General features: G+C 71.9%; 18 protein-coding genes. 5 read left to right on the top strand and 13 right to left on the bottom strand.

All coding sequences use genetic code 11. From position 1 onward, the window contains the following. The first annotated feature begins 108 nt into the window (after positions 1-108). Positions 109-1,023 (top strand): PfkB family carbohydrate kinase, encoded by a 915-nt coding sequence (locus SSP08S_RS53805; protein WP_019075923.1) that lies wholly within the window; start codon positions 109-111, stop codon positions 1,021-1,023. Positions 1,024-1,036: 13 nt separating this feature from the next. Here the strand turns inward: SSP08S_RS53805 and SSP08S_RS53800 are convergent, their stop codons facing one another. The 10 genes from SSP08S_RS53800 to SSP08S_RS53755 all read right to left on the bottom strand — a co-directional run bounded on the left by SSP08S_RS53800 (position 1,037) and on the right by SSP08S_RS53755 (position 11,460). Further along, positions 1,037-2,458, bottom strand: coding sequence for a family 2B encapsulin nanocompartment shell protein (locus SSP08S_RS53800; protein ID WP_019075922.1), 1,422 nt, complete (start codon positions 2,456-2,458; stop codon positions 1,037-1,039). Positions 2,459-2,652: 194 nt separating this feature from the next. Further along, the gene (locus tag SSP08S_RS53795) at positions 2,653-4,032 is read right to left on the bottom strand and encodes an FAD-binding oxidoreductase (protein ID WP_019075921.1); all 1,380 of its coding nucleotides are present in this window, start codon (positions 4,030-4,032) and stop codon (positions 2,653-2,655) included. A gap of 28 nt (positions 4,033-4,060) precedes the next feature. Beyond that, positions 4,061-5,167, bottom strand: coding sequence for an acyl-CoA dehydrogenase family protein (locus tag SSP08S_RS53790; protein ID WP_019075920.1), 1,107 nt, complete (start codon positions 5,165-5,167; stop codon positions 4,061-4,063). Next, on the bottom strand, positions 5,164-6,174 hold the full coding sequence (locus SSP08S_RS53785) for an ABC transporter substrate-binding protein (protein WP_019075919.1): 1,011 nt from the start codon (positions 6,172-6,174) through the stop codon (positions 5,164-5,166). The genes SSP08S_RS53790 and SSP08S_RS53785 overlap by 4 nt, the downstream gene beginning before the upstream one ends. Positions 6,175-6,218: 44 nt before the next feature. Continuing rightward, positions 6,219-7,319 (bottom strand): LLM class flavin-dependent oxidoreductase, encoded by a 1,101-nt coding sequence (locus tag SSP08S_RS53780; RefSeq protein ID WP_019075918.1) that lies wholly within the window; start codon positions 7,317-7,319, stop codon positions 6,219-6,221. Positions 7,320-7,342: 23 nt separating this feature from the next. Then, the gene (locus SSP08S_RS53775) at positions 7,343-8,311 is read right to left on the bottom strand and encodes an ABC transporter substrate-binding protein (RefSeq protein WP_019075917.1); all 969 of its coding nucleotides are present in this window, start codon (positions 8,309-8,311) and stop codon (positions 7,343-7,345) included. Then, positions 8,308-9,024 carry an ABC transporter ATP-binding protein gene (locus SSP08S_RS53770; protein WP_019075916.1) on the bottom strand — a complete coding sequence of 239 codons (717 nt, stop codon included), beginning with the start codon at positions 9,022-9,024 and terminating at the stop codon, positions 8,308-8,310. Before SSP08S_RS53770 ends, SSP08S_RS53775 begins: the two co-directional genes overlap by 4 nt. 2 nt (positions 9,025-9,026) lie before the next feature. Next, positions 9,027-9,911 carry an ABC transporter permease gene (locus SSP08S_RS53765; protein ID WP_019075915.1) on the bottom strand — a complete coding sequence of 295 codons (885 nt, stop codon included), beginning with the start codon at positions 9,909-9,911 and terminating at the stop codon, positions 9,027-9,029. Next, the gene (locus SSP08S_RS53760; protein WP_019075914.1) at positions 9,908-10,753 is read right to left on the bottom strand and encodes a sulfurtransferase; all 846 of its coding nucleotides are present in this window, start codon (positions 10,751-10,753) and stop codon (positions 9,908-9,910) included. Before SSP08S_RS53760 ends, SSP08S_RS53765 begins: the two co-directional genes overlap by 4 nt. Further along, the gene (locus SSP08S_RS53755) at positions 10,750-11,460 is read right to left on the bottom strand and encodes an alpha/beta hydrolase (RefSeq protein WP_019075913.1); all 711 of its coding nucleotides are present in this window, start codon (positions 11,458-11,460) and stop codon (positions 10,750-10,752) included. Before SSP08S_RS53755 ends, SSP08S_RS53760 begins: the two co-directional genes overlap by 4 nt. A 340-nt stretch (positions 11,461-11,800) precedes the next feature. Here SSP08S_RS53755 and SSP08S_RS53750 point away from each other — a divergent pair, with 340 nt between their 5' ends. Beyond that, positions 11,801-12,649: a LysR family transcriptional regulator gene (locus SSP08S_RS53750; protein WP_043260479.1), complete on the top strand. Its 849-nt coding sequence runs from the start codon at positions 11,801-11,803 to the stop codon at positions 12,647-12,649. 150 nt (positions 12,650-12,799) lie between these two features. Continuing rightward, complete coding sequence (gene pqqB, locus SSP08S_RS53745) at positions 12,800-13,651, top strand: pyrroloquinoline quinone biosynthesis protein PqqB (RefSeq protein ID WP_019075911.1); 852 nt, start codon at positions 12,800-12,802, stop codon at positions 13,649-13,651. 9 nt (positions 13,652-13,660) lie between these two features. Here the strand turns inward: pqqB and SSP08S_RS53740 are convergent, their stop codons facing one another. Both SSP08S_RS53740 and SSP08S_RS53735 read right to left on the bottom strand, forming a co-directional pair. After that, the gene (locus SSP08S_RS53740) at positions 13,661-14,062 is read right to left on the bottom strand and encodes a MarR family winged helix-turn-helix transcriptional regulator (RefSeq protein ID WP_026179616.1); all 402 of its coding nucleotides are present in this window, start codon (positions 14,060-14,062) and stop codon (positions 13,661-13,663) included. A gap of 97 nt (positions 14,063-14,159) precedes the next feature. Next, a complete protein-coding gene (locus tag SSP08S_RS53735) occupies positions 14,160-14,510 on the bottom strand; it encodes a VOC family protein (RefSeq protein WP_019075909.1) in 351 nt (116 codons plus the stop codon). Between the two features lie 196 nt (positions 14,511-14,706). On the opposite strand from SSP08S_RS53735, the gene SSP08S_RS53730 reads away from it, so the two are divergent. Beyond that, the gene (locus tag SSP08S_RS53730) at positions 14,707-15,411 is read left to right on the top strand and encodes an alpha/beta hydrolase (RefSeq protein ID WP_019075908.1); all 705 of its coding nucleotides are present in this window, start codon (positions 14,707-14,709) and stop codon (positions 15,409-15,411) included. Here the strand turns inward: SSP08S_RS53730 and SSP08S_RS53725 are convergent. After that, on the bottom strand, positions 15,381-16,295 hold the full coding sequence (locus tag SSP08S_RS53725) for a YihY/virulence factor BrkB family protein (protein WP_043260478.1): 915 nt from the start codon (positions 16,293-16,295) through the stop codon (positions 15,381-15,383). The genes SSP08S_RS53730 and SSP08S_RS53725 overlap by 31 nt on opposite strands. 150 nt (positions 16,296-16,445) lie before the next feature. Between SSP08S_RS53725 and SSP08S_RS53720 the strand changes: the two genes are divergently transcribed. Beyond that, a complete protein-coding gene (locus SSP08S_RS53720; RefSeq protein WP_051106210.1) occupies positions 16,446-16,931 on the top strand; it encodes a cation:proton antiporter regulatory subunit in 486 nt (161 codons plus the stop codon). Positions 16,932-16,960 lie beyond the last annotated feature (29 nt).

Below are 16,960 nucleotides of genomic sequence, written 5' to 3'. Positions count from 1 at the left end.
CCCTGCCTGGCCTGCGGGGGCGGTCATGAGCGGGGGGCTCCACCTCGGCACTGTCGTGGTCGCGCCGAATGCCTCGGCCATGGCCACGCTCGGTCTGCGGGGGCGGTCATGAGCGCCCGGCTCTGGCACCTCGGCAACGTCGTCGTCGACCTCGTCCTGGAGGTCCCCGTCCTCCCCGAGCGCGGCGGAGACGTCCTCGCGACGCGCACCGAACGCACCCCCGGCGGCGGCTTCAACGTCATGGCCGCCGCCGCCCGCCAGGGCCTCCCGGTGACCTACGCCGGAGTGCACGGCACCGGACCCTTCGGTGACCGGGCCCGTGCCGCGCTGCGCGCCGAGGGCATCGACGCCCTGCTCGGCCCGCGCCTGGAACCGGACACCGGCTTCGTGGTCTGCCTGGTCGATGCGGACGGCGAGCGCACCTTCGTCACCAGTCCCGGCGCCGAGGCCACCCTCGCCGCCGCCGACCTTGCCGAACTCCGGCCCGGGGCGGGCGACTTGGTGTACGTCACCGGGTACAGCCTGCTCTACGACAGCAACCGGGCCGCCCTGCTCGACCTCCTGCCCCGACTGGGCCCGGCCGTCACGTTGGTCGTCGATCCGGGTCCGTTGGTGGCCGAAATCCCGCGCGCCGCCCTTGAGTTGCTGCTCGCGCGTGCCGACTGGTGGAGCTGTAACGCCCGCGAGGCCGCGCTGCTCACCGGCATCGATGACGTGGTCGAAGCCGCCCGCGTCCTTCAATCCCGTCTGGGGCGCGGCTCGGTGCTTGTCCGTACTGGCCCCGATGGTTGTCTCGTGCGCCATGGCGGACGTCTCGTCCCCGTCCCCGGGTTCGCCGTGGACGCCGTCGATCTCAATGGCGCGGGTGACGCGCACACCGGTGTCTTCATGGCCGCCCTGGCCCGGGGGCTCGACCCGGTGGCCGCCGCCCGCCGGGCCAACGCGGGTGCCGCCCTGGCGGTCGCCGCAGCGGGCCCGGCGACCGCGCCGGACGCGGCGCGACTGGACGCGTTCCTGAACTAGCCGTCCATGAAGGTCAGTTGCCGTCCCGGCGAGAGACCTCGACGTTCTCCAGGATGCCGATCGCGTCCGGCACCAGGACCGCCGCCGAGAAGTAGGTGCTCACCAGGTAGGAGATGATCGCCTGCTCGTTGATGCCCATGAACCGTACGTTGAGGCCCGGTTCGAGCTCGTCCGGGATGCCCGTCTGGTAGAGGCCGATCACGCCCTGGTCGTCCTCGCCGGTGCGCATCGCGATGATGGACGACGTCCGGGACGCGCCGACCGGGATCTTGCCGCACGGCAGCAGCGGTACTCCGCGCCAGGCGGGCAGATGGTGGCCGCCGACGTCGATGCCGCTGAAGTAGACGCCCCGCTTGTTGCACTCGCGGCCGAACGCGGCGATCGCCCGTGGATGCGCGAACAGGTAGCGGGTGTCGCGCCGCATGCTCAGCAGCTCGTCCAGGTCGTCGGGGGTCGGCGGTCCGGAGTGGGTGGAGATCCGCTGGTCGTAGTCGGCGTTGTGCAGCAGCCCGAAGTCCCGGTTGTTGACCAGTTCGTTCTCCTGCCGCTCGCGCAACGCCTCGACGGTCAGCCGGAGTTGCTGCTGGGTCTGGTTCATCGGCTGGTTGTAGAGGTCGGTGACGCGGGAGTGCACCTTCAACACGGTCTGGGCGACGCTGAGTTCGTACTCGCGCGGGGCCAGTTCGTAGTCCACGAAGGTGCCTGGCAGGTCCGGCTCGCCCACATGCCCGGCGCTGAGCGCGATCGCCGCCTCGCCGAAGGTGTTGAGCGGACCGGGCTCGTCCGTGGCACGCGCCTCGACATGCGCGCGCAGCTCCGCGTGCCGGTCGGCGACGGCCTGGTAGGACGTGTGCGGCAGCGTCAGCACCGTCGTGGCCGTCGCCGCGCGGGCCGTGAACTCCCAGGCGCCGTCGGGTTCGGCGAGCACCTGGCCGCCGAAGGTGTCGCCGTCGGCCAGCAGCCCGACGACCGCCTCGTCGCCGTAGGGGCCCTCCCCGACCCGCTCCACCTTGCCGTGCGCGACCAGGTACACCGAGTCGGCGGGCTGGCCCGCCTGGACGATCAACTGCCCCGGCGCGTAGTCCCGTTGCTCGAAGCGCTCGGCCAGCGCGCCGAGCGCGTCGCCGTCCGTGAAGCCGCGCAGCAGCGGGAGTTCTGTCAACTCGGCCGGGACGACCCGCACTTGCGCACCGGTCTGTACGAACGTCACCCGTCCGTCGCCGCGCGTGTACGACAGCCGGCGGTTGACGCGATAGGTGCCGCCGGGCACGTTCACCCAGGGCAGCATGCGGGTCAGCCACCGGGAGCTGATTCCCTGCATCTGGGGTTCGGACTTGGTCGTGGTCGCCAGAGTGCGTGCCGCGGCGGTTCCGAGGCTCTGCTGTTCCCGCTCCTCGGCGCCCGCCCCGGGCGCGGTACCGGTCTCGACCGACATGGTGCCTTCTCTCCTGTCGCACGGATGACGGAATGCCTGCGTCCCGTCACGTTCCGTGCGTACAGCTACCCGTCTTCGGTCACGACGAGTGATGATCCCGGGCGGCGGTCGAGGCACATGCCGATCGCACGTGCCTCCGCACCACCCCCGGTTGACCCGGGATCACCCGTTCGAGGTATCCGGTCAGGGGCGGCTCAGAGCGTCTTGCCGGGATTGAGGATCCCGTACGGATCGAAGGCGTCCTTGAGCCGTCTCTGCAACGCGTGGGCGGTGGGCCCGAGTTCGTCCGCGACCCACTGCCGCTTCAGTACGCCCACGCCGTGCTCGCCGGTCAGCGTTCCGCCGAGCCGCAGCGCCAGCGCGAAGATCTCGCCGGCCGCCTCCCAGGCCGCGTCCGGCAGCCGGTCCAGGGCGGGATCGACCACGATGATCGGGTGGAGGTTGCCGTCCGCCGCGTGCGCGAGCGTGTAGACCGGCACGTCGTGACGGGCCGAGATCGCGCGGATCTCGCGGACCGCCTCCGCGAGCCGGGAGCGCGGCACCGCGATGTCCTCGATCAGCGGCCGGCCCAGCCGCTCCAGCGCGGGCAGGGCGAGCCGGCGGGCCGCGAGCAGCGCCTCCGCCTCCACCGGGTCGGCGGTGGTCTCCACGGTCGTGGCCGTCGCCGCGAGCACCCGCGCGACCTGCTCCGCCTCGGCGCCCGCCCCCGCGCCGTCGCACTGCACCAGCAGCAGTGCCGCCCCGCGCGCGCCCAGCGCCGGGTCGACGGCGTGCAGCACCGGCCCGTCGAGCAGCTCCGCGAGCGCCGGTACGACCCCGGCCCGCCCGATCGCGTACGACGCCTCGGCCGCCGCCTCGAACGAGTCGAAGTAGGCGGCGATCGTGGCCGTCGCCACCGGCACCGGGCGCAGCCGCAGGGTCGCCGAGGTGATGACTGCGAGGGTGCCCTCGGAGCCGGTCAGCAGCGCGGTGAGGTCGTAGCCGGTGACCCCTTTGACGGTACGGCGGCCGGTGGTGACCACCGTCCCGTCGGCGAGGACGGCCTCCAGACCGAGCACGCTGTCCCGCGTCACCCCGTACTTCGCGCACCGCAGCCCGCCCGCGTTGGTCGCGATGTTCCCGCCGATCGTGGAGATCGCCGCACTCGCCGGATCGGGCGCGTACCGCAGCCCGTGCTCGGCCGCCGCCCGGTCCAACTCGGCGGTGATCACGCCCGGTTCGACCACGGCGAGCTGGTCGTCGACCGAGAGTTCCAGGATGCGGTTCATCCCGGAGAGGTCCAGCACGAGCACGCCCTCACCGGCCGACGCCCCGCCCGAAAGACCGGTGCCCGCTCCCCGCGGCACCACCGGCACGCGCAGCGCGTTGGCGTGCCGGAGCGTGACGGTCACGTCCTCGGTGCGCCGGGCGTGCACCACGGCCAGCGGGACACCGTCCGGCCGGGTGCCCGAACGGTCCGTGGCGTGCGCGGCCAACGTGCGGGGATCCGTGGCCAGTTGGTCGGGCGGTAGATCCCGGGCGAGCAGACCGAGGAGCCGGGCGGCGGCGGTGGTGGTCGGGGGAGCTGTGGTCACGGGTTCCGTACCTTCACTGTGCGTGCCTTCACGGATTCAACGCCTTCGTTCCGATCGCGAGCAGGGAGATGTCCTCCTGGGGCGCGTGCACGGGCGCGCACTGGATGTCCCGGAAGTGCCGCTCCAGCGGATTGCCGCGCGCGAGCCCGGGATTGCCGAGCAGCCGTACCGCCAGCTCCACCGCCCGCACACCGTGCCGGTCGGCCAACACCCTTGCCCCCAGGGCCTGTTCGGGGGTGTAGGAGGTGTCGGCCGCGTCGACGCGCGCGGCTCCGCCGAACACCAGCTCCTCGGCTGCGGTCAGCAGCACCTCGATCTCCCCGGCGGTCCTGCGGAACCGCTCCGTACGGGCCACCGGATGACCGAGGTTGGCGGGCACGCGCTCGTGGGCGAACGTGTGGAAGAAGGACTGCGCGGCCCGCGCGACCCCCAAGTAGAGTGCCGCGAGGGGGAGATGGAGGGGCGCGCCCGCCCGGTTGTCCTGCTCGGCCGCCGCGCCGTACGGGCTGATGCCGATGACGTGTTCGTAGGGGATCTCCACGTCCCGGAACGTCACGTCGTGGCTGCCGCTGGCCCGCAGTCCCAACTGGTCCCAGCGGCCGGTGATTTCGATCCCGGGGGAGCCGCCCGGCACCAGGAAGGTGCCGACGCGCGGCTCGGGTTCGTCGGTGGTGGCCCACACCAGGAACCAGTCCAGGCCCTCCGCGCCGGTCACGAAGCGCTTGGTGCCGCTCAGCGACCAGCCGTCGGGGGTGCGCCTGGCGAGGGTCGAGGGGAGTCCGCCGCGTGCCGGGGAGCCCAACTCGGGCTCCACACGAGCGTGGTTGACGAGCACCGGCCGCTCGAAGGACTCCTTGACGAGCCGCGCGTACAACTCCTCGGGCCAGTGCGGCTGTACGGCCTGCCGGGCGTGCGTGTTGAGGGTCATCGCCGCGATCAGGGCCACGGACGGGTCGCCCTGCCCGATCCGGTGGAGGATGCGCGCGCTCTCCTCCACGCGGGCGCCCTGCCCGCCGTACTGCTTGCCGATGGTCGCGGTGAGGAGTCCGGCCTCGTGGGCGATCCGGAGGGACTCGGCGGGGAAGGCGCCCGACTGGTCGTAGCCGGCGGCCAGTTCGGCGATGCGGGCGGTCACAGGGCCTTCTTCAGGTCGGAGTTGAGTGCGGTGGTCCAGAACGACTTCACGTCCAAGTGCTCCTTCAGCGCGCCGAGTTCGGTGAACGCGTCGGCCACCTTCTGCTGCGAGGCGATCGTGTCGTCGCCGACCGTCCTGGCCTGCGTCGGGCGCTGCTTCTGCGCGGCGACCAGGTCCGACTTCGCCTGCGCCACCGGCTGATGGGTGGCGTCGGCGGTGACCTTCGCGAAGCCGTCCACGTGACCGTCGCGGACGTAGGCGTAGGCCTTGGTGATCCGGGCGATCAGATCGGCCGCGGCGGCCTTCTGGGCGGGGCTCTTGAGGACGCTGTCGCGGGCGGACCAGAGGAAGTTGCCGGACAGGATGTCCGCGCCGGAGCCGACCGTGCGGGCGCCCTGCTGGTGGGCCGTGATGATCGACGTGCCGTAGGAGGCGAAGGCGTCGATGGAGCCGCCGTTCAGGGCCGCGAGGCCGTCGTTGGGCAGCAGCGGCTTGGCGTCGATGTCCGACCACTTGAGGCCGGCCTGCTTCAGCAGCTCGTAGAGGAAGTAGTGGGCGGTGGTGTTCTGGACGTAGCCGACCTTCTTGCCCTTCAGACCGGCGATGTCGGTCACCTTCGAGCCCTTGGGGACGACGACTTCCTGGTTGAGGGTGGTGCCGCGCTGGACGGCGACGACCTTGAAGTTGGGTTTGCCGTCGGCGGCCGAGAAGATGGGCGGGATCTCGCTGGAGGAGGCGAGGTCGAGTGCTCCGGCGCGGACGGCCTGGAGCTGCTTGTCGCCACCCTGGAAGAGGTTCCACTTCACCTTGTACGGGGTGTCGTCGAGGTGGGCGTACTTGAGGACGGCCTCGTCGACCTTCCAGCCGGTGTCGCCGACCCGCAGGGTCACGGAGGAGACGTCGGAGGTCGAGGAGTCTGCCGTCGCGCTGCCGCCGCAGGCCGCGGCGAAGGGCAGGAGGAGGGCGAGGGCGGCGGTGGACGTGCGCAGGGCGCGGGGGAACAACACGGAGTCTCCATAGGGGTGTTCGCAATCAGCAGGTGAGGGACGGGTCAGGCGGCGTGCGAGGTGTTCGCCCGGTGGGCGAGTTCCTGGCGGACCAGGGGCAGGACGTGCCGGGCGTAGTCGATCGCGTCGTTGAGCGGGTCGTAGCCGCGGATCGAGAGCAGGTCGCAGCCGATGTCGACGTAGTCGAGGAGTGCCTGCGCGACCGTTTCGGGCGTGCCCACAAGGGCGGTTGAGGCGCCGGCCGCGTTGGTGGCGACGGCGGGCGCGGTCCACAGGCAGCGGTCCTGGACCTCGCCGCGCTCGGCGATGTCGAGGAGGCGCTGCGAGCCGACGTTCGCCGGGCGGCCGGTGGTGCGGTAGTGGCGGAGCAACTCGGTGTTCTTCGCCTGGTCCTTGAGGACGCCGAGGGTGCGGTGGGCTTTCTCCCAGGCGAGTTCCTCGGTGGGCGCGATGATCGGGCGGAACGACACCCAGATACGGGGATGCGGGCGCCCGGCGGCGTCGGCGACCGCGTTGACGGCGGCGATCTGCTCCGCCGTCTCCTTCAGCGGCTCGCCCCACAGCCCGAAGATGTCGCCCTGCCGGCCGCCCACCCGGTAGGCGTCCTGCGAGGAGCCGCCGACCGAGATCGGGACCAGCCCGTTCACCGGCTTCACGTCCGAGTAGTAGCCCTCGAACCTGAAGTACTTGCCCTCGTGCGAGACGGGCCCCTCGGCCTGCCACACCTTCCGCAGGATCTGGATGTACTCGTCCGAACGCTCGTACCGCTCCTCCTTGTTGAGGTAGTCGCCCTCCCTGCGCTGCTCCTCGTCGCTGCCCCCGGAGATGATGTGCAGGGTGAGCCGGCCGTTGCTGATCTGGTCCAGGGTGGCCAGGGCGCGGGCCGCGTGCGTCGGGAAGATCACGCCGGGCCGGTGGGCGAGGATCGGGCGGATCCGCTCGGTGTGGGTGGCGACGAACTGGGCGATCTGGAAGGCGTCCGGCGAGGCCGAGTGGTAGGCGACCAGGGTGTGGTCGAAACCGCCGTCGTCCAGCGCGCGGGCGTACTTGCGGAGGTGGTCGACGTCGAGACCGGTACGGCTCGACGCGGCGGGCCCGGAGGCCCCGGAGTCGGTGTGGACGGCGCTGATGAACTCGACAGGCATGAGCAACTCCTAGGACGTGAAGGTCACTTGATCAGGGAGGCGTCGGTGGACTTGGCCACGTCCACGTTCGGGTCGAGGACGCCGATGCTGTTCATTAGGTCGGCGACCTGCTGGACGGTGGTGTTGACGTCCGAGGTGATCGGCAGCACCTGGCTGTAGGCGGCCGAGGCGAGGGCCTTCGCCACCGAGGCGTCGGCGCCGTTGCGCTGCTCGATGGCCTTGGCGTACGCGTCCTGGTGGGTGCTGGTCCACTTCAGCGCCGTGCTCAGGCGCTGGAGGAAGTCGCTCAGGGCGGTCTTCTTCGCCGAGTTCGCGAGGGCCTTCTCGGAGGCGTTGACGAAGCCGATGCCGCTGACCCGGCCGTCCCCGCCGTCGACGAGCAACTTGCCGCCCTGCTCCAGACCGACGGCCTGGTAGACACCGAAGGTCGCCCAGATCTTGATCTTCCCGGAGGCGAACGCGGCCTGCGCGTCGGTCGGCAGCAGGTACTGCACCTTGACGTCCTTGTAGCTGAGCCCGTTCTGCTTGAGGACGTTGGCCAGCAGATACTCCGAGACGCTGCCCTTCGCGGAGGACACCACGACCTTCTGGCCCTTGAGGTCGTTCACGCTGTCGATGCCGGAGTCCTTGCGGACGACGATCCCGACGTGCGTGCCGTCGTTCTTCAGGGCGGCCACGTTCTTGATCTTGACGCCGCCGCTGAGCGCCTGGAGCGCGGGCAGGTCGGCGGAGAACCCGGTGTCGGCGGCGTCCGCCTGCACGGCCTGGTAGAGCGGGGCCGCGCCCTGGAACTCCGCCCACTTCACCTTGTACTTGGCGCCCTTGAGCGCGTCCGAGGCGGCGATGATCGTCTGGAGGGTCTTGGCCTGGTCGCCGATGGTGAGGGTGACCTGTCCACCGGAGGCGGTGTCCGCCGAGGAGTTGCCGCCGCAGGCGCTCAACGCCAGCAGGGCGGTCAGGCTCAGGGAGGCGGCGGCGAGTCTGCGGATCACGAGGGGGTTCCTTCCAGGGTGCGGGTCACGCCGAGCCAGTTCAGGAGGCGGGCGCGCAGGGTCACGAACTCGGGGGCGGTCAGATCACGCGGGCGGGGCAGATCGACGGTCAACTCGTGGGCGATACGGCCCTCGTCCATCACCAGCACGCGGTCGGCGAGCAGCAGCGCCTCTTCGACGTCATGGGTGACCAGGAGGATCGCGCACCCGTGCAGCCGCCACAGCTCGGCGACGAGCGCCTGCACCTTGCCCCGGGTCAGCGCGTCCAGGGCACCGAACGGCTCGTCCAGGAGCAGCAGTTCGGGCTCACGGACCAGGGCTCGGGCCAGCGACACGCGCTGGGCCTGACCGCCGGACAGCGTCTTGGGCCATACGGTCGCGCGCTCCGCGATGCCGACCTCGTCGAGCGCCTTGAGGGCGAGGTCCCGGTCCGGGCGGCCGGGCAGGCCGAGCACGACATTGCGCCACACCTTCAACCAGGGGAGCAGACGCGGCGATTGGAAGGCCGCGCTGCGTCGCGCCGGCACGGTCACCTCGCCGCCGATCTCGTCGTCGAGCCCCGCGAGGATCCGCAGCAGTGTCGACTTGCCGCAGCCGCTGTGCCCGAGCAGGGCCACGAACTCGCCCTCACGGATGTCCAGATCCAGCTCGTGCAGCACGGTGTTGCCGTCGAAGGCCCGGGAAAGGCCCCGTATCTCAACGGAGTTGGCCATCTCTACGCCTCGCCCTCGAAGTTGGCCCGCCAGGTCAGCAGGCGGCGGGACAGGATCCGTACGGCGAAGTCGCAGGCCAGCCCGAGCAGCGCGTACACGACGAGGCACAGCACGATGACGTCCGTGCGGAAGTACTGCTGGGCGTTGCTCATCAGATAGCCGAGCCCCGCGTCCGCGTTGATCTGCTCGGCGAAGACCAGTGCGAGCCATGCGGTGGAGAGCGCGTACCGGAGTCCCACGAGTGCCCCGGGCAGCGCGCTCGGCAGGATGACGTACTTGATCAGGCCGAGTCGGCCGAGCCCCATCATCCGTGCGGCCTCGACGAGTTGGGCGTCGGTGGAGCGGATGCCGCCGTAGATGTTGAAGTACAGCGGGTAGGTCACACCGAGCGCGACCAGGGCGATCTTCGGGGTCTCCTCGATGCCGAACCAGACGATGAACAGTGGGATCAGACCCACCCAGGGGATCGCCCGGAACATGCCCATCGAGGAGTCGATGACGTCCTCGCCGAGCCGGAACAGCCCGGCCGTCAGCGACAGGACGAGCGCGACGCTCGCGCCGATGAGGAATCCGATGGCGGCACGGCGGCCCGACGCGGCGATGGCGCGCGGGAGTTCACCGTCCTTCGTCAGGTCGACGGCCTGTCGGATGACGTCGACGGGGGAGGCCAGCACGGACTCGGGCAGCACCCCGGTGGCGGAGGTCAGGAACCAGAGCAGTACGAGGCCGACCGGTCCGGCGGCACGCCGCACGGAGCGCGGGACGGTGAAGCGGCGGGCGGTCTTCGCCGTGCCCCGGATGGTGACGCGGGCCGCCGCTGCCGGGGCCCTGTCCTCGGGAGCCGGCTGCGCGGGCAGCACCGCCGCGTTCAGCGGTTTCGTGGTCACGGCCGGCCTCCCGTCGCCGCCGGGCGGGCGGGGTCGGTGGACCAGGCGGACCAGGAACCGGGAAAGAGCGTCGCCTCGAACCCGGCGATCTCCAGCGCCGCGATCTGATGGGCGGCGGTGACCCCCGACCCGCAGTACACGCCGATGCGTTCCGCGGCCCCGGCACCCCGCTCCTCGAACCGCTTGCGCAGCTCCTCGGGCGAGCGGAAGGTCCCGTCCGCCGTCAGGTTCTCCCCGGTCGGCGCGGACACCGCCCCCGGGATGTGCCCCGCGCGCGGGTCCACCGGCTCGACCTCGCCCCGGTACCGCTCACCGGCGCGGGCGTCCAACAGCAGCCCGGACACGGCGAGTTCGGCGGCGCCGTCGGCGTCGGTGATCGGCAGCGCACCCGCGCGGAGTACGACGTCACCCGGTTCCGGATCGGCGGGGATCCCGGACTCCAGCGGCAGCCCGGCCGTGCGCCAGGCACCCAACGCCCCGTCCAGCAGCGTCACTTCGCCGACACCGGCGTAGCGCAGCAGCCACCAGGCGCGGGCCGCCGCCGTGTTGCCCAGGTCGTCGTAGACCACGACGGGCCGCCCGCTCCCGATGCCCCAGCGGCGCGCGGATTCCTGCAGTTCCGCGAGGTCCGGCAGCGGATGCCGACCGCCCTCCGGGCTGGCCGGCGCGGCCAGTTCGGTGTCGAGGTCGACATAGACCGCGCCGGGGATGTGTCCGTCGGCGTAGTGGTCGCGGCCGTAGGGATCACCGAGAGCCCAGCGGACGTCGAGGAGCACCGGCGGCTGCCCGGAGCGGAGGAGTTCGGCGAGCTCGGGGACCGTGGTCGTCACGCGGGGGCTCATGTCAACTCCTCGGCGATCGCGGGGAGTTCGGGGGAGAGGCGGAGCCGTTCGAGGAAGAGGACGACCGTGGCGGCGACGGTGCGGTGCAGGGCGTCGTTGAGGACGTCGTGCCGGCCGTCCACGAAGGTCACGGTGCGCACGTTCGAATGACCGTCGTAGATGCTCAGCGCCCGGTCGAGCGGGCTGATCGTGTCGGCCTTGCCGTGCAGGGCCAGCACCGGGACGCGCACCAGGTCCAGGCGCGGCTCGGGCAACTCGGGGTTGCCCTCGATGGCGCCCCGGCGGAACTCGGGGTCGTTGGTGAGGCGCCCCCGATGGGTCGGGCAGGCGGTGCGCGCCGCGGCCTCCTCCTCCCAACTCCCCGCCGTCCAGGCGCCGGTGGGCAGCCCGGCCAGGATCAGCGCGTCGACGCCCGCGGTCTGCTCGGCGGCGAGCTGCAGGGCGTACCGCGCTCCCGTGTCGGAGCCGACCAGCACCTTCGGGCCCGGCAGCGACTCGTCGGCGAGCAGCTTGGCGGCCTGCTCCAGTACGGCGGGGTCGGCGGCCGGGTCGCCGAGGGCACGGACGCGGTAGGCGTCGTAGCCGAGCCGGCGGCCGAACCGCTCGTAGACACCGCCGTGTTCGCCCCGCCCGGCCAGCACGATCAACGTGCCGCGCGCGGCGAGGCCTTCGGGTTCGTCCCAGGACGAGACGGAGTGAGAGGGCATGGGGTGACAACTCCCAACGAGGCGAAAGGGGAGGGGAATTCAGCAAGGGGGGGGAGGAAGTGAGCAGGCCGGAGCCGCCGTCACGTGTCAGTGCGCAGGGCGGACGTGATCAGCGAGAACTCGGGAAGGGTGCCGCGGAGAGGCGGTTGGTCAACGACAGCGCGCGCTGCACGCCACGCCGAAGTCGATGACTCGGCGCTGCGTCAGAAGGGCAGCGAAAGCGGTCGTGTGCAGCATGCGCCCATCATGACCGGATCCGGCCGATCGCGTCCAACGATGATTCCGCATCGAAATCGATCAGCTATCGCGATCGATGCCCGGAACGGCTACCGTCACCGGCATGCCCCAACCTGTCCTCGACATCGTGGCCCTGCGCAGCCTGACCGCGATAGCCGACTGCGGCGGCTTCCATCGCGCGGCCCGGGCCCTCGCCCTGAGCCAGTCCGCGGTCAGCCAGCATGTGCGCAGGCTGGAGAAGACGCTCGGTCTGCCGATCGTCGAGCGGGAGGGGCGCGGCACCCGGTTCACGCCCGAGGGGCGGCTGCTCCTCGAACAGGCCCGGCGCATCCTCGCCGTGCACGACGAGGCCGTACGCACCCTGCTCGACGTGGACGGCGACACCGTCACCATCGGCTCAACCGAACACGCGGCCGACCAGTTTCTGCCACGGCTGACCGCGGCCGTCCAGGAGGTACGGCCCGGCTGCCGGGTCCGCTTCCGCATCGACCGGTCGGCCCGCCTCGTCGAGGCCGTGGAACGCGGCAGCGTCGACGTCGCGGTGTACGTCACCGAGGCCGCCGCCACCGAGGGCACACCGGTCGGCGGCCTCCCGCTGACCTGGCACGCGACGCCCGGCTGGCGGCCACCGGCCGCGCCCGCGCCCGTCCCGCTCGTCGCCATCGAGGACCCGTGCGCGATCCGCCGCCGCGCCATCTCCACCCTCGCCGCGCACGGCGTACCCGCCGCGGTCGTCGGCGACGCCGGCTATCTCGCGGGCGTCCTCGACATCGCCCGCACCGGCCAGGGCGTCGCCCTGCTCGCCGCCGTCGGATCGGCCCCGGACGGGCTGACCCCGTACGACGGCCTGCCCTCGGTCACCCCGATCCCCATGAGCGCGCTCGCCCGCCCGGGCGCCGACCCGGCGACGGTCGACGCGGCCTTCGCCGCCGTACGGGATCTGCTGCGCTGAGGCGGCGCCCCGGTCGCGCAGATCGGCCGGAACTGCCCCCTGTGATGGGGTAGTCCGGCCCGTTTCGGAGGAAAGATCCCCCGGGGAGATTTCGGTGAGGCGATTCCGACGCCGATTCCGATTCCGATTCCGCAAGGGGGCGCGATCGTCGTGAGGGTCGTCCTGCTCGGTACCGCCGCCGATGGCGGTTTCCCGCAGTGGAACTGCGCCTGCGCGCTGTGCGCCGCCGCCCGCGACGGGAAACTGCCCGCGCGCACCCAGGACTGCGTGGCCGTCACCGGCAACGCGCGTGACTGGTGGCTGCTCAACGCCTCGCCCGACATCCGCACCCAGCTCGCCGCCACCTCCGCGCTCTGGCCGGGCCCCGGCCCGCGCGACACCCCCGTGCGCGGGGTGCTCCTCACGGACGCCGAGCCCCACCACGTGGCCGGACTGACCGTGCTGCGCGGGGCGGCGGGCCTCAAGGTGTACGCCCCGCAGCCCGCCCTCGCCACGCTCACCCCGGCGCGGGCCGTCCTCGACCGCTACACCCCCTGGGAGTGGGCCGACGGCCTCGCCGAGGACGGGTTCGTGCTCGCCGGAGGGCTGGTCGTCACGGCCCATCCGGTGGGCGACAGACCACCCGAGTACGTTCCGCCCCGCCGGCCGGACGACCGCTGGGCGGTCGCGTACCGCGTCGAGGATCTGGCGACCGGCGGAGCGTTCGTCTACGCACCACGCATCGCCGCCTGGACGGAGGCTTTCGACGACCTGTTGGAGACGGCGGACTGCGCGGTGCTGGACGGCACCTTCTTCGGTACGGACGAGGTGGGCACCGGACATGTGCCCGTCACCGGGCCCGGCGGCAGCCTCACCGCCCTCGCCCGCCACTCGGGTGTCCGCCGGATCTACACCCACCTCGACAACACGAACCCGTTGCTCGACCCGAGCTCGACCGCGCGGGCGCAGGTGAACGGAGCGGGCGTCGAAGTGCTCATGGACGGAGCCGAGTTCGTGGTGTGAGCCGGGCGGCTACTCCTGCGCGCTGTCCAACATCCTTGCCAGCACGTCCCGTTGGAGCGGCAGTACCTCCGCGTGGAGGTCGCGGCCCTTGCGGGTCAGCGCGACCCACACCCCGCGCCGGTCCTCGACACACACGGAGCGCTCCACGAGGCCGTCCTTCTCCAGCCGGCCGATGAGCCGGGAGAGCGCGCTCTGGCTGAGATGGACCCGTCCGACCAGGTTCTGCACCCGGCACTGGTCGCCGTCCCGGGGCGCCTCGGACGCGAGCATGTCCAGCACCTCGAAGTCGCTCGCGCCCAGCCCGTGCGGGTGCAGCACACGGTCGATCTCGCACATCGTGCGCGCGTGCACGGACAGGATGTCCCGCCACTGATCCTCGAGTTGCCCGGCCCCGGCCGACTTCACTGCCATACCTGCACGGTAACACCGAACCGGCCAATCGTTGAGTCTGCAACTAGTGCGCGTGCAAGTAGTGCGGGTGGGCGGCCGGGCCCGTGCGGCAGAGGTGTCAGGCGGCCGGGTTCTGGGTCAGCCCGACGAAGTTCCCGTCCGCGTCCTTCACGAAGGCGATCAGCTTGCCGCCGCCGACGTCCTGGACGTCCTGGACCAGCTCGGCCCCCGCCTCCACCAGCGCCGCCACCCGCGTCCGGATGTCGTCCACGGTCCAGTACGGCACCGGTCCGGTCATGCCCCGGGAGTGCCCGTTCGGGTCGAGACCGACGTCCTGCCCGGCGGCCTTGTAGCCGACGTAGTACGGCTCGTCCGCGTACGGCTCGACCCCGAGCAGGGCGCCGAACAGGGCCTTCGCGCGGTCGAGGTCCTTGACGGGGTAGATGATCGTGTTCAGACCGTCGGTCATGGCGAGCTCCTCCGTGAAGCGTGGTCCGGCGGAATTCGCCGGTGAGTTCAGGCTAGGGCGGGGGAGCGGGCGGAGGCTTCTCCAATCCTGACCGGCTGCCGTGCCGGGGCGACGCGTCGTCCGGGGGAGGATCATCTCCGTGACCCGCGACGTGGAGGTCGCGGTGAGGCCGTAGCACCGGAACAGGGGGCACACCGTGGTGCAGCAGGACGAGACCGAACTTCCGCCGCCCGCGCCCGGCGGCGCGCTGCTGCTCCGGCGCCGTCCGGCCCGTCCCAGGGCAGCCGTCCTGGTCCTGCACGGCGGCCAGGAGACGAGCCTCCGCCCCGCCCGGCCCTGGCAGCTCGCCGCGCTGCGGATGGGGCCGTTCGCGCGGGCGGTCTCCGGCGACGATGTCCTCGTCGCCCGGGCCCGCTACCGCGTGCGCGGCTGGAACGGCGAGCGGGCCGACCCCGTGCGCGACACCCACCGCGCGCTGGACGAACTCGCCGAACTGGCGGGCCCCGTACCGACCGTGCTGCTCGGCCACTCCATGGGCGGCCGGGCAGCCCTGCGCGCCGCCGGTCACCCGCAGGTGCGCGGAGTGGTCGCGCTGGCGCCGTGGTGGCCGCCGGGCGAGCCGGTGGAGCAGGCGGCGGGTCGGCACGTCGTCTGCCTGCACGGCGACCAGGACCGCGTCACCTCACCCACCGAATCGGCGGACTGCGTGCTCAGGGCGCGGGCCACGGCCACCCGCACCGGAATGGCCCTCATCGGCGGCGGCGACCACGGCATGCTCCGCCGCCACCGCGTCTGGCACGACACGGCAGCGGCCCTCGTCGCCCACCTCCTCGACCCCGTCGGCGTACCGGATCCACTGCCCGAGGAGAGCTACGGGACGGCCGACTTTCCTGTGCTGTGAGCGGGTGACCGAGGAACCGGATCGCCCGGCGTCGCGGCCAGTTCCGCCGCGAACTGCGCCCCCGTGAGCAGCGCCAGGTTCGACAGCCACAGCCAGACGAGGAAGACGACGATGCCGGAGAGCGAGCCGTAGAGCCTGCTGTAGGCGCCGAGTGTCGAGGCGTACGACGAGAAGCCCGCCGAGACGGCCAGCCAGAGCGCGGCGGCCAGGGCGCCGCCGGGCAGGGTGTGCCCGCGTCGGCGCGCCGAGGTCGGGCCGGTGTGGAAGACGACCACGACCAGCAGGACCACCAGGCACAGCAGCACCGGCCAGCGCAGCAGGCTCCACGCCCAGGCCGTGGTGGTGCCCATGCCGAACATCCGGCCGACGACCTCCGCGAGCGGGCCGGTCAGGATGAGGGTGAGTGTGCCGACGAGGAGCAGACCGAGCAGCAGGAGCGCGGTGAGCACGATGCGGGGCGCCTTGCGCCAGGTCGAACGCCGGTCCTCCGTGCCGTGCATCCGGTGCAGGGCGCGGCGGAACACGGCGAGATAGCTGGAGGCCGACCACAGCGCGCTGCCCGCACCGGTCACGAGCAACGGCCAGGCCGTGCCGTCCGCGGCCAGCGCGTGGGACAGGACGGTGTGCAGATCGGCGCCCGAGTCGGCCGGGGCGTAGGCGGCGACATGGCTGATGAACTCCTGGGCCGTGTCCGGGCTGATCATCCCGAACCCCAGGACCGTCGCCAGCATCGCGGGGAGCACGGCCAGGATCGCGTAGTACGTCAGCGCCGCCGCGTAGTCCGTGATGTCGTCGTTCCACAGCGCGACCGGCGTCCGCCGCAGCGCGGGCCACCACGCGGCGGGCGGCCGGACCGCGATCAGTCCCGCGAACGGTGTGCTCATGCCCACCCGCCTCTCACCTGGTACCCCTTCTGCCCGTGTTGAGCAGGTCTACTCCACATGGGCCCAGCGGCGGATCGGTCAAGAACTGTTAAAGAAGGGTCAAGAACATGTAAGGTTCACGGAGATCCGCGAGGAACAGGGGGACGCGTCATGGGCACTCCACGCGTGAGCAGTACGCCGTTGCCGGGCATCGGCGTCCGCTACGACCTGACGACACGTGAGCAGCGCGTCCTGTCGGTGGTCGCGCACCGGGACGGCGAACGGACCCTGAACGCCTACCGCTCGGACGACCCGGACGCCTGCGCCCTGTCCGTACGGCTCACCACGGCGGAGACGGCCGCGCTCGTCGACGCCCTGCTGCCCGAGCACCACAGCCCGAACCTGCTGTCCACCACCGAACTGGGCCTGGTCGCCGAGCGCATTCAGCTGTCGGCGCTCTCGTACTGGAACGGCCGGGTGCTCGGCGAGACCAGGATGCGCACCGAGACCGGTGTCTCGATCGTGGCCGTGCTGCGCCGGGCCGAGGCCGTGCCCTCCCCGACACCGGACTTCCGGCTGGCCGGCGGGGACACCCTGATCGTGATCGGCACCCGCGAGGGCGTCGAGTCGGCCGCCGCGATACTCGGGCGGGAGTGAGCGCGATGCACTCCTCCGCGAGGTTCCTC

Origin of the sequence: Streptomyces hokutonensis, from assembly GCF_000376565.1 — a bacterium.
In the GTDB taxonomy this organism is placed as follows: domain Bacteria; phylum Actinomycetota; class Actinomycetes; order Streptomycetales; family Streptomycetaceae; genus Streptomyces; species Streptomyces hokutonensis.
The sequence above is the reverse complement of the archived record's forward strand: the minus strand, read 5'-3'. Positions and strand labels throughout refer to the sequence as shown.

Coding starts and splice junctions, on each gene's coding strand:
- SSP08S_RS53805 (WP_019075923.1), top strand. CDS start 109: ATGAGCGCCCGGCTCTGGCACCTCGGCAACGTCGTCGTCGACCTCGTC.
- SSP08S_RS53800 (WP_019075922.1), bottom strand. CDS start 2,458: ATGTCGGTCGAGACCGGTACCGCGCCCGGGGCGGGCGCCGAGGAGCGG.
- SSP08S_RS53780 (WP_019075918.1), bottom strand. CDS start 7,319: ATGCCTGTCGAGTTCATCAGCGCCGTCCACACCGACTCCGGGGCCTCC.
- SSP08S_RS53770 (WP_019075916.1), bottom strand. CDS start 9,024: ATGGCCAACTCCGTTGAGATACGGGGCCTTTCCCGGGCCTTCGACGGC.
- SSP08S_RS53760 (WP_019075914.1), bottom strand. CDS start 10,753: ATGAGCCCCCGCGTGACGACCACGGTCCCCGAGCTCGCCGAACTCCTC.
- SSP08S_RS53755 (WP_019075913.1), bottom strand. CDS start 11,460: ATGCCCTCTCACTCCGTCTCGTCCTGGGACGAACCCGAAGGCCTCGCC.
- SSP08S_RS53750 (WP_043260479.1), top strand. CDS start 11,801: ATGCCCCAACCTGTCCTCGACATCGTGGCCCTGCGCAGCCTGACCGCG.
- SSP08S_RS53740 (WP_026179616.1), bottom strand. CDS start 14,062: ATGGCAGTGAAGTCGGCCGGGGCCGGGCAACTCGAGGATCAGTGGCGG.
- SSP08S_RS53735 (WP_019075909.1), bottom strand. CDS start 14,510: ATGACCGACGGTCTGAACACGATCATCTACCCCGTCAAGGACCTCGAC.
- SSP08S_RS53725 (WP_043260478.1), bottom strand. CDS start 16,295: ATGAGCACACCGTTCGCGGGACTGATCGCGGTCCGGCCGCCCGCCGCG.
- SSP08S_RS53720 (WP_051106210.1), top strand. CDS start 16,446: ATGGGCACTCCACGCGTGAGCAGTACGCCGTTGCCGGGCATCGGCGTC.